Annotated in this window: 11 protein-coding genes; 3 read left to right on the forward strand and 8 right to left on the reverse strand. The window is 48.2% G+C overall.

The genetic code is table 11. The features are described 5' to 3' along the window. Positions 1-12: 12 nt before the first annotated feature. Genes kdsB through B3850_RS03815 form a run of 5 tightly spaced genes read right to left on the reverse strand, consistent with a single transcriptional unit; the run spans position 13 to position 5896 of the window. The gene (kdsB, locus tag B3850_RS03795) at positions 13-774 is read right to left on the reverse strand and encodes a 3-deoxy-manno-octulosonate cytidylyltransferase (RefSeq protein WP_286874784.1); all 762 of its coding nucleotides are present in this window, start codon (positions 772-774) and stop codon (positions 13-15) included. Next, entirely contained in the window at positions 771-968 is a 198-nt protein-coding gene (locus tag B3850_RS03800) for a Trm112 family protein (RefSeq protein ID WP_053952377.1), read from the reverse strand. Before B3850_RS03800 ends, kdsB begins: the two co-directional genes overlap by 4 nt. Then, positions 958-1944: a tetraacyldisaccharide 4'-kinase gene (gene lpxK / locus B3850_RS03805; RefSeq protein WP_286874786.1), complete on the reverse strand. Its 987-nt coding sequence runs from the start codon at positions 1942-1944 to the stop codon at positions 958-960. The genes B3850_RS03800 and lpxK overlap by 11 nt, the downstream gene beginning before the upstream one ends. After that, positions 1944-3692 (reverse strand): lipid A export permease/ATP-binding protein MsbA, encoded by a 1749-nt coding sequence (gene msbA, locus B3850_RS03810; RefSeq protein ID WP_286911409.1) that lies wholly within the window; start codon positions 3690-3692, stop codon positions 1944-1946. Before msbA ends, lpxK begins: the two co-directional genes overlap by 1 nt. Positions 3693-3727: 35 nt before the next feature. Beyond that, entirely contained in the window at positions 3728-5896 is a 2169-nt protein-coding gene (locus B3850_RS03815; RefSeq protein ID WP_286874790.1) for a DNA internalization-related competence protein ComEC/Rec2, read from the reverse strand. A gap of 50 nt (positions 5897-5946) precedes the next feature. On the opposite strand from B3850_RS03815, the gene B3850_RS03820 reads away from it, so the two are divergent. Continuing rightward, positions 5947-6456 carry a DUF2062 domain-containing protein gene (locus B3850_RS03820; RefSeq protein WP_273267402.1) on the forward strand — a complete coding sequence of 170 codons (510 nt, stop codon included), beginning with the start codon at positions 5947-5949 and terminating at the stop codon, positions 6454-6456. On the opposite strand, the gene B3850_RS03825 is transcribed toward B3850_RS03820, so the two are convergent. Genes B3850_RS03825 through B3850_RS03835 form a run of 3 tightly spaced genes read right to left on the reverse strand, consistent with a single transcriptional unit; the run spans position 6453 to position 9614 of the window. Further along, positions 6453-7688: a lipoprotein-releasing ABC transporter permease subunit gene (locus B3850_RS03825; RefSeq protein WP_286874792.1), complete on the reverse strand. Its 1236-nt coding sequence runs from the start codon at positions 7686-7688 to the stop codon at positions 6453-6455. The two genes, B3850_RS03820 and B3850_RS03825, sit on opposite strands and share 4 nt — an antisense overlap. Then, complete coding sequence (lolD, locus tag B3850_RS03830; protein WP_286874794.1) at positions 7685-8395, reverse strand: lipoprotein-releasing ABC transporter ATP-binding protein LolD; 711 nt, start codon at positions 8393-8395, stop codon at positions 7685-7687. Before lolD ends, B3850_RS03825 begins: the two co-directional genes overlap by 4 nt. Next, positions 8388-9614 (reverse strand): lipoprotein-releasing ABC transporter permease subunit, encoded by a 1227-nt coding sequence (locus B3850_RS03835; protein ID WP_286874796.1) that lies wholly within the window; start codon positions 9612-9614, stop codon positions 8388-8390. The genes lolD and B3850_RS03835 overlap by 8 nt, the downstream gene beginning before the upstream one ends. An 85-nt stretch (positions 9615-9699) precedes the next feature. Between B3850_RS03835 and B3850_RS03840 the strand changes: the two genes are divergently transcribed. After that, a complete protein-coding gene (locus tag B3850_RS03840) occupies positions 9700-10341 on the forward strand; it encodes a PilZ domain-containing protein (protein WP_286874798.1) in 642 nt (213 codons plus the stop codon). A gap of 71 nt (positions 10342-10412) precedes the next feature. Further along, complete coding sequence (gene mfd, locus B3850_RS03845; protein WP_286911410.1) at positions 10413-13892, forward strand: transcription-repair coupling factor; 3480 nt, start codon at positions 10413-10415, stop codon at positions 13890-13892. Positions 13893-13896 lie beyond the last annotated feature (4 nt).

Here is a 13896-nt window from a genome sequence, read left to right on the forward strand (position 1 = left end):
GGCAAGGCCAGCTTAGCCGCTGGCCAGTGCTCGCGCCCGCTGCAAGTCGGCTTCAGTGTCGATACCTGCCGCGGGCGTTTTTATTGCCTCAGCGACATGAATACGCTCGCCATGCCAAAGTACGCGTAACTGCTCTAACGACTCAATATGCTCAAGTGGGCTGCTTTCCCAGGTAATGTAGTCCAATACAAAACCCGCACGATACGCATAAATACCAATGTGACGTTGATAACTCTCAATAACCGCCGGCTGTAATGGCTGCTCTTTCGCAAATTCATCGCGGTTCCACGGTATAGCTGCACGGCTGAAATACAATGCATAACCTCTGCTATCAGTAACCACTTTGACTGCATTGGGGTTAAATACGTCCTCTGCGTCTTCAATGGGCACAGACAGAGTCGCCATGGGTGCTGCCGTCTGATTAGACAGGTTATCCGCAACCTGACGGATAATTTCAGGTGGAATAAAAGGTTCGTCGCCCTGCACATTGACGACCACTTCGGACGTTTCAATATTGAGCTTACTTATTACTTCCGCCAAGCGCTCAGTACCAGAGTTATGACCCGGCGAGGTCATTAATACCTGACCATCAAAGGCTTTTACCGCGCTTTCTATTCTGCTGTCATCAGTCGCAACGATAACCCGCCCTGCACCACTTTCCTGCGCACGTTCGTACACATGCTGAACCATGGGCTTGCCGCCAATGTCAGCTAAAGGTTTACCGGGTAAACGACTCGAACCATAGCGAGCAGGAATGACAACGGTAAAACTCATGAAGGAACCTTTTCTAACTCTTCACTGCTGATTTCCCGGGCTTTATCGGCAATCAGAACAGGAATACCTTCACTGATAGGATAGGCAAGTTGTTCACCACGACAAACCAGTTCGTCTTTCTCTGCATAATGAACCAGCTTTCCCTTACACTTAGGGCACGCCAAAATGTTTAACGTCTTAGCTTCAATGGGCATTTTGTTTCCTTTCCAGTTCTTTCAGTAACTGCTCTTTCAAAGAGTCAGGCAGTTTGGTCGCTATTGGCTGATAATACCAATTTTCCCGAGCAAATGACTGACATTTGCCAGCGTCTTTCTCGGTCATTAATATCGGTAAATCTGTCAGGTTATCAAAGTCGCTTTCAACGAACTCGTGATGATCATTAAAAGGCACGGTCTGCTTTACCTCAAAACCCTGGTCTCTCAGAGAGTTAAAAAATCGCTGAGGGTAACCTATAGCAGCAACTGCATTATAGGGTTGCTCTTTATCCAGTTCGGTTTGTTCATCGTCGTTAACCCGATACCACTGACCGTTCTCAACTTCCGTCACATAGCGGGCAAACGGGTGGCGACCATAATTTGATACCACCCATTGTGAGCCTTTAAGTCGCCATGGCCCTTCTCTAAGAGGGCCGGCCGGCAACAACCATCCATTCCCTACACCGCGCTCTGCGTCCAACATAATAAGTTCAATATCACGCTTCAGTGCATAATGCTGGAGACCATCGTCAGAAATAATAATATCAACATTAGGGTGCTTGTCGGCCATATACTTAGCCGCTTCAACGCGCTTAGGAGATATAATCACAGGGCAGTCGGTTCGTTTACGAATAACCAAAGGCTCGTCACCCACCTTCTCTGCATCATCTCCGACATTGATAGAGTGTGGGAATGGACCTTTTGCGCCATAGCCCCGGCTAACAATACCGGGTGTCCAGCCTTCTTCTTTTAACCACTGACAAAGCGCAATAACCATCGGCGTTTTACCGGTACCACCGACACTAATATTACCCACCACAATAACCGGCACATCTGCTTTATAGCGCCTAAAAGGGCCGATAAAGTAGAAGCTGCGGCGTAGGTTTGTCAGGAGCCAAAACAGCAATGACAGCGGCGCCAGTAATAATAAAAGCGGATGAATACGCGCCTTATACCACTGCTGTTGTAGCCACATTAAGCGCCTCCGTGGAACTGTAGGTTATACAGCTGCGAGTATGCGCCTTCCTGATCGAGCAGTTGCTGGTGAGTGCCTCGCTCAATGATCTCGCCATTGTCCATGACCAAAATTTCATCGGCGTTCTCTATAGTCGATAGCCTGTGTGCAATAACAATCGCTGTGCGGTTTTGTCGTAATGCGCCTAAGGCTTGCTGAATATGGCGCTCAGACTCGGTATCAAGAGCCGAGGTTGCTTCATCCAGAATAAGTATTGGTGCATCTTGTAAAAGCGCCCGTGCAATTGCAATACGCTGACGCTGACCACCAGACAACATAACACCGTTTTCACCCACCATAGTATCCAGACCATTTGGCATGTTGTCGGTAAATTCAGTGACATAAGCTTGCTCAGAAGCTCTTATTATGTCGTCTTTTGACACCTCTTTTGACGCACCATAAGCAATATTATTAGCGATAGTGTCATTAAATAAAGTCACATGCTGAGACACCAGCGCGAACTGCCGACGCAGACATTTCAGTTTGTAGTCATTAATGTTGTGGCCATCAAGCAAAATACGCCCCTGCTGGACGTCATAAAAGCGCGTCAGCAAGTTTGAAATTGTTGACTTACCACTGCCCGAACGCCCTACTAACGCAATGGTTTTGCCCGGCTCTACGTTAAAGCTGACATGCTGTAACGCTAAATCGTCGCCTTGCTGATAACCGAAGCTGACATCGTCAAATTCAATATGACCCGCCGCACGGTCAATCACTTTTGAGCCTTTATCAATTTCGATAGGCTCGTCGAGGATAGTAAATACGCTCGTTGCCGCTGCAATACCGCGCTGGAAATCGCTGTTTACGTTAGTTAGTTGTTTCAGCGGACGTAGCAGCATGATCATCGAGGTTAGCAAGGTCGTGAATGCACCTGCCGATAACTCACCCAGCATTTCCGGAAAGCTTGCTATAACCAGCACCATAGACAAACTGAGTGATGCAATAAATTGAATAACCGACGTGCTAATAACCCGTGTGTTCACCAATTTCATGTTTTGGTTACGGGTAGTGTTATTGATTTCTGCGAAGCGCGTCGACTCTTTCTTCTGTCCTTCGTGCATCACGACGACTTTGTGGCCGTTGATCATTTGCTCTGCGGTGGTTGTCACATTGCCCATCGCCGTTTGAATACGGCTACTGACTTTACGGAAGCGTTTAGACACTACCGCGACAACTTTAGCAATAAGCGGCCCGACAACCAGAAACACCAACGACAACTGCCAACTTTGATAAAACATCAGCCCTAATAAGCCAATAACAAAAGCGCCTTCGCGAACTAACACCAATAAAGCCCTGCTACTGGCTTCAGCGACTTGCTGGGTGTCATAGGTAATCTTTGAAATTAAATCGCCGGTTGAATGCTGGTCATGGAAGGCAACAGGCAACTTCATCAGATGGTCGAACAACTGCTGTCGCATTTTAGTGACAACTTTAAAGCCAACCCAATTTAAGAAATAGCTGGAGGCAAAGTTAAAAAAGCCACGGATAATAAAGAAAAACGGAACAAAAATAGCACCATAGAGAAGAATATCGGAGTTTTGCTCGGTTAATCCGTCATCGATAAGGGTTTCAATTTGAGAGAAAAATAGAGTATCGACGCCTGCATAACCAATCATGCCGATAACTGCGGCGATAAAAGCGAGCTTATAAGGTTTGATATAACCAATTAAACGCTTAAAGGTCGTCTGTTTTTTTTGCTGAGAATCCATGTAGTCTCATATAAGTCATTAAAACTTTGTGCATTCTACCTGTTTTCATGTGGTAACTCCAAACTCCATGAGTCCCCGTCGCTGATTATTGTTATTTGCCCGACTTCCTGCGTGCCGTACCACGGCGACCCGGTGCGCTCTAGCCGCTGTACAGTATAACGGTGCGGGAAATTGTAGCCACGATGTTCACCATAACTAATAACGTAAGCCTTGGCATTTACCACCTGTAATAAAGGCCAGCTTGTCGAGGTTTTGCTCCCATGGTGAGGAACAGCAAGTATGGTGGAGTTAAGCACGCCTTTCGACTCAAGAGAAGCGAGTAACGACTGCTCTGCCGCCATTTCAATATCACCGGGAAACAACATTTTAAAGTCATTCCAGCGTAACTGAACAACACAAGACTCATTATTGCGGCTTAATTGACCACCTTTTGCATAGGACGCTGTCGGCCAGTAGGTATGCAAAGACATACCGTTCCAGTGAATAACCCGCCCGGACTCACAAGGATTATTCGTTTTAGCGCCTTGCCATTTTATGTTCGGGTAGCGTTTTGCTAAATACGCTTTACCACCGCTGTGATCAATGTCTTTATGACTAATAACGGCAAGCTCCGGCACGAGCCCGTGGTACCTTAAAAAGGGTTCAATAACCTGCTCTGCCACACTAAATCCGCTATGGTACGAAACACCTGTATCCATAAGAAGCGCACGTCCATTTCTTTCAATAACGACCGCCTGACTTTGTCCAACATCTAACATATGAACGCGCAGCTGGCCGTCACGACTATTGAGCAATACAAAGGCGGAAAGCGGCAGACATAGAATCAGCAATGCTCGCTGCCAATTGCGGACTACTGGAACAATAAAGGCAATAATAAGCGCCCATAAAGCACCGAAACGCGCTTCTCTGGTAACCGCTAGAGCGTCGATTGCCAGCCAGTTCGACGGGTGCCCGCTCAGCTTCTCTAAATACGGCATGACATAAGCCAGCGGCTGTTCCGCAATATGCCATAGCCACTGCGGGTAACTGACACCGTCGAATAGGCTGCACACCGTTGCAATAAGAGACAACGGTAAAATCCAAAAGCTAATAATTGGCAGTATCAGCAAGTTGACCAGGGGTGCGAACAGCGAAAACCCACCGAATAAATACACCGACAACGGTGCCATAATAATTAACAGCACCCATTGAATGAACCAAAGTTGCCGGAGTCTGGCAAAGCCCCCCTCTTTCGGGCGCCAGCGCCAAGAACTGAAAAACAATGCCGTGACGGCACAAATCGACAGCCAGAAGCCAGCATCCTGCCAGGCGAAAGGGTCAACAATAAAAACGCCAAGACAGGTTCTAAGCAGTAACTGCAGTGGCGTTATTCGAACAGCAACTAACTTGTGGGCCAGAACAATACCTGCGAGCACAAGAGCACGAACCGTCGATATCGCAAAGTCTGCTAAAAATGCGTAGAAAACAGCAACCGCAATGCCTGCGCAAGCACACACGAATCTTTTATTATAGCGTTCCCGAAAAGCAGGACTTAACGGTAAATAACGAAAACCTAATGACACAAAAAGAAACACAGCGCCAATAACCATACCGATGTGCAAGCCGGATATTGCGAGGCTGTGCGCTAACCCTGTTTTTTGCCAAACCTGTTTGACTTGGTATGGCAGAAGACTGCGTTCGCCAATGGTTAAAGCAGCAATAATACCGGCGAAACTTAGATCAGCTTTCTTGATAGTATCGAAAATCTGCTGGCGAATGCTGGGGCTCCGGTTAAGTAATGTCACGTCTTTTAACGAGCCAACCGCACTTATGCCTTGTCGCTTTAAATAGGCTTTGTAATTAAAGCTACCATCGTTACGGTAACTTTTAGGGGCTTTAAAAACCGCAGTTCCGCGTACTGTATCGCCCGCTTTCAAGGCTATACTTTCGTCGTAAGTACCGTCGTAAGTGTAAAGGTTTAACTGTACCCGAATGCCTTGGTACCAAGACGGAACGAATTCATTCACACGCAAAACCCTGCCCGTAACACGCGTATGGTATTGATAGACTTGAGGGATTTCGTCGAGTGTTATTTCAACAGCGTATTCAGCGCCCAGATAGCTCTTAGGTAGTGACTGAAACTCTTGCCAATAAAGGTTGGCATTCACCCACGAAATACCGCAAAATACAACAATGAGTAGTAACCTGATGGTTTTAGAGTCCATCGCTTGCTCCCTCCCTGGAGCAAATCGAAACAGGTATTAAACATCACATTATGGCCAGACGCTTTATTCAACGCTTTATGCCTGACCACCAAAAAGTGCGTGAGTCTAAGGCAATAAGAATATTTGGCAGCCTTTTGCATGATGCAAATTTATGGCATTTGAACCGGCGTTCAGCCTCTGGGGCGTTCGCTGTTGGCCTTTTTTGTGCGTTTATTCCCGTTCCGTTTCAGATGTTATTAGCCGCAGCCTCGGCCATTCCTTTCCGGGTTAATCTGCCGCTGTCTGTGGGTCTGGTTTGGGTGTCCAACCCCATTACCATGCCACCCATGTTTTATCTGTGTTATCTGGTAGGCAATGCCATTCTGGCCGAGCCTCCACAGCCTTTTGCATTTGAGTTAAGCTGGGAGTGGCTGGGACACAGTATTTCCACTATTGGCCCCGCATTTATTCTTGGCTGTTTAATTCTGGGAACACTGTCGAGCTTAATTGGCTACGTTGCCATTCGCTTGCTATGGCGCCGCTCTGTGGTTAAAGCATGGCGCAATCGCCAAAGCGACTAACCTCTCTCGTGTAATGCTTTTGCGGGCTCCACTTTCATAGCACGCCAGGCCGGATAAATTGTCGCCAACCAACTCATTACCAGCGCAACAGCACTCACCAGAACAACATCGCTCCATTGCCACTGCGAGGGTATTTCGCTCACAAAATAAATACCGCCGTCAAGAATGTCGATATGAAACAAAGACTCAATAAAGCGCATAATTTCAGGCATAAATTGTCCCAGTAAAATACCAATACCAGCGCCCCAAAGCACGCCGTATAACCCATTCATAATGCCCTGGAACATAAAGGCCAGTAACAGAGTCCGGTCTTTCATACCTAACGTTTTCAGCATTGCAATTTGACGACGCTTTTTGGCCACTGTCATAACCAGTGTCGACACAATGTTAAAGCACGCAACCGCCATAACCAGTACCAACACCAGATAAACCACTGAGCGAACTAGCTCAATGTCTCTATACAAGTGACCATGGGTACGTGTCCAATCATTCAGGTAGACCAATTCAGGCAGTTGGTTACCGATCTCTTGTGCAACTGTCGGCGCTTTGAATACATCATTTAGCGCCAGTCGGACCGACGTCACACCATCGGCAATACTGAGTTCATCCATCGCAGTGCTAAGCGATACGTAGGCGTTCAGGTGATCAATTTCACCACCAAATTCAAACAGCCCTGTCACTTCTAAACGCTTGCGCTTTGGAGACTGAAACCCTCTGGCAGATTTTTCAGGGAACAGAATGGATAACGAGTCACCGATCTGTACATTAAGCTTTTCAGCAATTCCTGCTCCTAGCAAAATACCACCTTCAGAAGTCCAGCGCTGCCAGTCTTCATCACTAACGTAACTACTGAGATCAGATACCCTGTTTTCGTAACTGGGGTCGATACCTTTAAGTTGAATACCGTGAAAGCTAGTATTAGTTTGCACCATAACGGTACTGTTAATACCGGGAGCTGCCGCAACAACATCGGGATGTTCCTTCGCAATCTTACTGATGAGCTGCCAGTTTTTGAGCTCTCCCTCTACCGCGCTATATTCAACATGCGGAACAACCGACAACAACCTATTTTGAAGAACATTCTGAAAGCCATTCATCATCGACAACGCAGCAATGAGTACCGCGCACCCCAACGCAATACCAGTGGTTGATGACGCCGAGATAAAGGATAAAAACCCCTTTTTATCGCGGCGGCTACGGAACCGTTTTGCCAGTAACCAAGCTAAACTCATTGATGGTTCACCTGTGTATCGTCTCTCAACTGCTTACCATTCAAAGTACCACCGACCAATCGCTCCACTCGGTGCAGCTGTTCAGCCAGCGTATTGTCATGGGTCACCACGATAAAAGCCGTGCCCTTTTCTTTATTAAGCTCGAGCATTAATTGGTAAATACTGGCAGCAGCTTCGCCATCCAGATTCCCTGTTGGCTCATCTGCTAATACGATATCAGGGTTGTTCACAAAGGCTCTAGCAATCGCCACCCGTTGCCTCTCACCACCAGACAGCTGAGCCGGTCGATGAGATAAACGATGCTCTAAGCCAACTCGCTTCAATAAAGCTTCCGCCGCCTGCTTAGCCGCTTTGGGGTTCTCGCCGGCTATCAGCCTTGGCATAGCCACGTTTTCCAATGCCGAAAACTCCGGCAGTAAATGATGAAACTGATACACAAAACCGAGATTACTATTGCGCCAGCTTGAAAGCTTGTCTGAAGACCAGGTTGTCATATCCTGACCGTTAAACGACAGACTACCTTTACTCGGCTTTTCCAAACCTCCGAGGATATGCAGTAAAGTACTTTTCCCTGAGCCGGAAGCCCCCACAATAGCAACCATTTCCCCGGCAGAAATGGAAAAGTCGACCGACTTTAATACGTCGACCTGGCTTTCACCGTCCTGGTAAGTTTTACTCAGCTCACTACAATGCAGTAAATCAGTCATATCGAAGCGCCTCCGAAGGTTGCGTGTGAGCCGCCCGTAACGCTGGGTAAACCGTCGCTAGAATGGTTAGTGCAATAGCGGCGACTGCTATCAAGAAAATTTGTCCTGCATGAATCGATACGGGTAAACCGCCGTTACCCACGGCCAGGCCTCCGCCCATTAACGCCATAATGTCATTCAAAAACAGACTGACCAGCAGCCCGAGAATAACGCCAATAATGGAGCCCACCACGCCGTTGTAAGAGCCTTGCATCAGAAATACCGACCGAATGCTTTTATGAGAAAGACCTATAGTTTGCAAAATAGCAATATCGTGACGCTTATCATTTATCACCATAATAAGCGCCGACAACGTATTAAACGCGGCCACCGCAATAATCAGCGCCAGCATCAACCACATCATGCGCTTCTCCATGCCCACCGCTTCAAACAACTGACCATAGCTCGAGCGCCAGTCAGACACAGTAAACTCGGTTTTACTACGAATGTTTTCTGCCACAGCGGGCGCTTTGAACGCGTCGTCCAAATACAGTTGCAAGCCGGTTACATTGTCTCGCGGCAAACGAATTAAACGGGCGAGGTCATCGCCATGAGCAAAAACCACCGAGTCATCGACTTCAGAGCCCATGGAGAATATCCCGCTGATAACAAAACGTCGCTGTGAGGGAACCAACCCAAAAGGCGTATAAACACCACCTTCTGCAGCCACCAAACGCACAGTATCGCCCGGCGTTAACCCTTGTCTTTGCGCCAGCCTTCCCCCAATAATTAAATGGTAGTCGCCGGCGTTCAATGAAGCCCATTGCCCCTGTGTCAACTTGTCTCGTAACGAGTCCGGCAGTTCAACTTTATTAGGATAAATACCTTGTACCTGAGCCACAGAGAGCTTTTCATTTAATTGCAAGATGGCTTGAGTTTGAACATAAGGCAGTGTTTGTTGCACAGCGTCAATGTCCGGCAGCGCTTTGCGGGCGTCTTGCCATTGTGCTAACTGGCGCGAGTTGTTTGTGTCATGCACCGTCACTTGAGGTACTGCACCTAAAATGCGCTCTTTCAGCTGTCCTTCAAAGCCATTCATAACGGACATGACCACCACCAACGCCATAACCCCCAGCGCAATGCCGATAAAAGCGAAGCGGTTAATAAAGGCGGTAAAGGGTGATCCCTGTCGCGAGCGACTGTAACGCAGTCCTATAAACAGCTCGACGGGCTGAAACATGTTCCCTCAATGTTTTTGTGGTTGCTAATTCATTACGAGCAAGGATAATGACTTGTTAACAGCCTGACAACTAAAAGCAGAGGCAATGATGCAATCGCAGACATCGATGACAGCACCAATAGGCGATTTCTTCACCGTGCAGGAAGACTTCCCGGTTAACCTGGTACCGCTAAAGAATACTGATCAGCTGCCAACCGATGAGGAGTTTGAAACACAAATTCCTGAACTGTTTTTAATTGCCTCTAGCATGGCTGAAAACGACACCCAGAAAATACAAGCCATTAAAGTCGAACAACCTGCCGGCAGCGCTCTTGTTGACTTCCTTGAGCAGCAGCACAAACGCATGAATATTCTGCTGGGCTACATGCTTCGTAATGAAGACGATGCGACACACCGCTTTTCCGGAAAAGAATATGGCGGCGGCGGCATTCGGGTGATTTCAGGCTCACCGCCAGAAAGCGGCCAATTATTTCAGGCGAAGCTGTTTTTTAAAGAAGAAGCACTGGCTATATTCTGCTATGTCCGTCTTGAGAGCTCGGAAGCGCTCGACGATAACGACACCTACTTATGCACCCTAACTTTCGAGCGTATCCGCGAAGAAGACCAGGAACTCCTCATACGTGCCAGCCTGCACGCGCAAAGTCGCCAATTAAAGCAGCGCTCTAAACAACGCCGCGAACAAAAAGATAATGCAGAGGAAAAAGCTGACGACTCATCCAATTCCTAGTCATTTTCAGTATAATACCGTCGTTCGCGCAGCTTTTACTGCAACCTTTTTAACGTAACTATTGAGTAGTCATGACTAAGGCATCTGTATTACGACCGCCCTTTCCTTCATCTAAAGACAAAGACATTACCTGGCAGGAGCTCCAAGGTAGTTCTCCGGCACTTGCTCTGGCCAAACTGATTGACTCGACTCCGGGCCGGGTATTGGTGGTTACTGCCGATGCCAATCAGGCCTATCGCCTTGAGGAGGAAGTTAAGTTTTTTGCCGGCGAACACACCGAGTATCATGACGACATAACACTCTTTCCAGACTGGGAAACTCTGCCCTACGACAGTTTCTCACCGCACCAGGATATTATCTCTGACCGTCTGTCAGTGTTGGCACGTCTGCCCTCTGCCAAGCGTGGTGCGCTTATTGTCAGCGTCAATACCTTGATGCACCGCATTGCCCCAACCTCTTACGTGTCGGGACAGGCTCTACAAATAGAAAAAGGCCAGCAACTGGATGCTATTAAGTTGCGGGAAAAACTGGAGCGAGCTGGCTACCGGCATGTTAATCAGGTTATGGAGCACGGTGAATTCAGTGCGCGTGGCTCCATTTTAGATTTGTTCCCAATGGGTAGCGAAACGCCTTATCGACTGGACTTTTTCGATGACGAAGTTGACACCATTCGTCCATTTGACCCGGAAACACAGCTGTCAAAAGACCCAATAGAAGATATTAATCTGCTGCCGGCGCACGAATTTCCAATGACTAAAACCGCGATTGAGCGGTTCCGTGCCCAGTATCGCGAGCGTTTTGAAGCCAGTACCGAGCGCGAATCGGTTTATCAGCAAGTCAGTAAAGGCCAGCTACCCGGCGGCATTGAATACTATTTGCCGCTGTTTTTTGAGGAAACAGCTTCATTATTTGACTACTTACCTGAAGACACGGTTCTGGTGACCTTTGGCAACATTCAGGCAAGCCTTGAGCGACTCTGGCAGGACATTAATCACCGTTACGACCAACGCCAGTTCGATCCGTTACGTCCGCTGCTGCACCCCAATGAGGTGTTTTTACCTGTCGATGCGATTCACTCTAACTTTAAGCAGTATCGACGAGTACGTGCCAGCGTTCCTGCCGACATGGCGCAACCGGGACCTGTGCAGTTCGAGTCTCAGTCAGTTACTGAGATAGCCGCAGATCACCAGCAAAAGGCGCCTTTTGAAAAGCTCAATAAAGTTATCACTAATGCACTCGAGAAGTCAGAGCGGGTTATTATTTCTGGTGAAACAGCGGGCCGTCGCGAAGCACTGAGAGAAATCATTGCGAAACTGGGTCATAAAGTCACGCTGTGCCAGCATTTAGGAGACGCACCTGCAAAAGGTGTTGGTTTAATTGTCAGCCCCATCGTCAACTCCTTTTATTTACCCGACGCCAAACTCTGGTTCATTACAGAAACGGAGCTTTTTGGCAGCCGCGTAGTACAAAGTCGTCGCCGCGAACAAAAAGCAACCGTCAGTGCCGACACACTCATTCGCAACCTGGCGGAACTGCAACCCGGTCAACCCGTGGTTCACCTTGACCATGGCGTGGGCCGTTATAAGGGGCTCACAACACTGGACGCCGGTAACGTCACTACCGAGTTTGTCACCATTGAATATGCAGGTGGCTCGAAGCTTTATGTGCCAGTGGCTAATCTTAATGTTCTGAGTCGATACAGCGGTGGCGAAGAAAGCCATGCACCACTGCATAAGCTGGGTAACGACACTTGGGAAAAAGCTAAAAAACGTGCGGCAGAGAAAGTGCGGGATGTTGCTGCTGAACTGCTCGACATCTACGCTCGCCGAGAGGCTAAGCCCGGTTACCCGTTCAAAATTAACGATGAAGACTACCAACGCTTTGCAGCAGGCTTTCCGTTTGAGGAAACCATCGATCAGCAAGCCGCCATTGAAGCTGTTAAAAATGATATGCAGCAACCAAGAGCTATGGACCGACTGGTTTGTGGTGACGTTGGTTTCGGTAAAACGGAAGTGGCCATGCGCGGCGCCTTTATTGCGGTAAACGAAGGCAAACAAGTCATGGTGCTGGTACCAACCACCTTGCTGGCTCAGCAGCATTACGAGAATTTCAGCGACCGCTTCGCCGATATGCCAGTGCGTGTCGAGGTACTTTCACGCTTTAAAACAGCCAAGCAGTCCAACGCCATTCTTAGCGACCTGGCTGACGGTAAAGTCGATATTATTATCGGCACACACAAGTTGCTGCAGGACACGGTAAAATGCCGTGATCTTGGCTTGCTGATTGTCGATGAGGAGCATCGCTTTGGGGTGCGCCAGAAGGAAACCATTAAACGACTGCGAGCTGATGTCGACATTCTGACATTAACCGCAACCCCGATTCCTCGAACACTGAACATGGCCATGAATAACATTCGTGACCTGTCGATAATCGCGACACCACCGGCGAAACGTCTGGCCGTTAAGACTTTCGTAAGGGAGTATGACGAGCCAACAGTGCGAGAAGCCATTCTGCGTGAAATATTGCGTGGCGGTCAGGTGTACTTCCTGCACAACAACGTAGAAACCATTGAGAAAACCGCCCGCGACATTGAAGAGCTGGTACCGGAAGCGCGTGTCACTATTGCCCACGGCCAAATGCGTGAACGTGAACTTGAGCAAATTATGTCGGACTTCTACCACCAGCGATTTAACGTATTGGTGTGTACGACCATCATTGAGACCGGCATAGATATACCAAGCGCTAATACCATTATTATGGATCGCGCCGACCATCTAGGCCTTGCGCAAATGCACCAGCTTCGTGGCCGTGTCGGACGTTCTCACCATCAGGCGTATGCTTATTTACTGACCCCTCACCCCAAACGGATGACCAAAGACGCAGCGAAGCGCCTGGAGGCCATTTCTCAGTTGGAAGATTTGGGCGCTGGCTTCATGTTGGCCACCCATGATCTTGAAATTCGTGGCGCCGGAGAATTGCTTGGCGACGATCAGAGCGGCCAAATTGAGAGCATTGGCTTTACCTTATACATGGACATGCTCGAGCAAGCCGTAGACGCCTTAAAAGCAGGCAAAGAGCCGTCGCTGTCTCAACTTCTGCATGAGCGCTCAGAAATTGACTTGAAGTTACCGGCGCTACTGCCTGACGACTATATTCCGGATATTAATAATCGCCTTAGCCTGTATAAGCGCATTGCTAATTGCGAAACCAATAAAGAAATTGATGACATTCAGGTGGAGTTAATTGACCGCTTTGGACTACTGCCTGACGCCGCTAAGAACTTGTTGCGTCAAACCAGTCTAAGAAACCATGCCGAACAATTGGGCATTCGCAAAGTGGATGTGGGTAATCAGGGCGGTGTCATTGAGTTTGCTGATAACACTAAGATAAACCCGGAAGTGATTATCGGCTTAATTCAAAAAGCACCGAATCATTACAAACTGGACGGTCCAAACCGCCTGCGCATCAGTCAGTCGCTTGAAGATACTCAAAGCCGCTTAAAACTGATAGAGTCATTACTTAATGAGTTTTCTGAACAGTCGGAAGCCTAGCGCA

It is taken from the genome of Idiomarina sp. UBA4520 (genome assembly GCF_002388365.1).
GTDB classification, from domain to species: Bacteria; Pseudomonadota; Gammaproteobacteria; order Enterobacterales; family Alteromonadaceae; genus Idiomarina; species Idiomarina zobellii.

Excerpts from the sequence above, each read along its gene's own strand:
- kdsB (WP_286874784.1), bottom strand. The coding sequence starts at position 774 with ATGAGTTTTACCGTTGTCATTCCTGCTCGCTATGGTTCGAGTCGTTTA.
- B3850_RS03800 (WP_053952377.1), bottom strand. The coding sequence starts at position 968 with ATGCCCATTGAAGCTAAGACGTTAAACATTTTGGCGTGCCCTAAGTGT.
- lpxK (WP_286874786.1), bottom strand. The coding sequence starts at position 1,944 with ATGTGGCTACAACAGCAGTGGTATAAGGCGCGTATTCATCCGCTTTTA.
- msbA (WP_286911409.1), bottom strand. The coding sequence starts at position 3,692 with ATGGATTCTCAGCAAAAAAAACAGACGACCTTTAAGCGTTTAATTGGT.
- B3850_RS03815 (WP_286874790.1), bottom strand. The coding sequence starts at position 5,896 with ATGGACTCTAAAACCATCAGGTTACTACTCATTGTTGTATTTTGCGGT.
- B3850_RS03820 (WP_273267402.1), top strand. The coding sequence starts at position 5,947 with ATGGCCAGACGCTTTATTCAACGCTTTATGCCTGACCACCAAAAAGTG.
- B3850_RS03825 (WP_286874792.1), bottom strand. The coding sequence starts at position 7,688 with ATGAGTTTAGCTTGGTTACTGGCAAAACGGTTCCGTAGCCGCCGCGAT.
- lolD (WP_286874794.1), bottom strand. The coding sequence starts at position 8,395 with ATGACTGATTTACTGCATTGTAGTGAGCTGAGTAAAACTTACCAGGAC.
- B3850_RS03835 (WP_286874796.1), bottom strand. The coding sequence starts at position 9,614 with ATGTTTCAGCCCGTCGAGCTGTTTATAGGACTGCGTTACAGTCGCTCG.
- B3850_RS03840 (WP_286874798.1), top strand. The coding sequence starts at position 9,700 with ATGATGCAATCGCAGACATCGATGACAGCACCAATAGGCGATTTCTTC.
- mfd (WP_286911410.1), top strand. The coding sequence starts at position 10,413 with ATGACTAAGGCATCTGTATTACGACCGCCCTTTCCTTCATCTAAAGAC.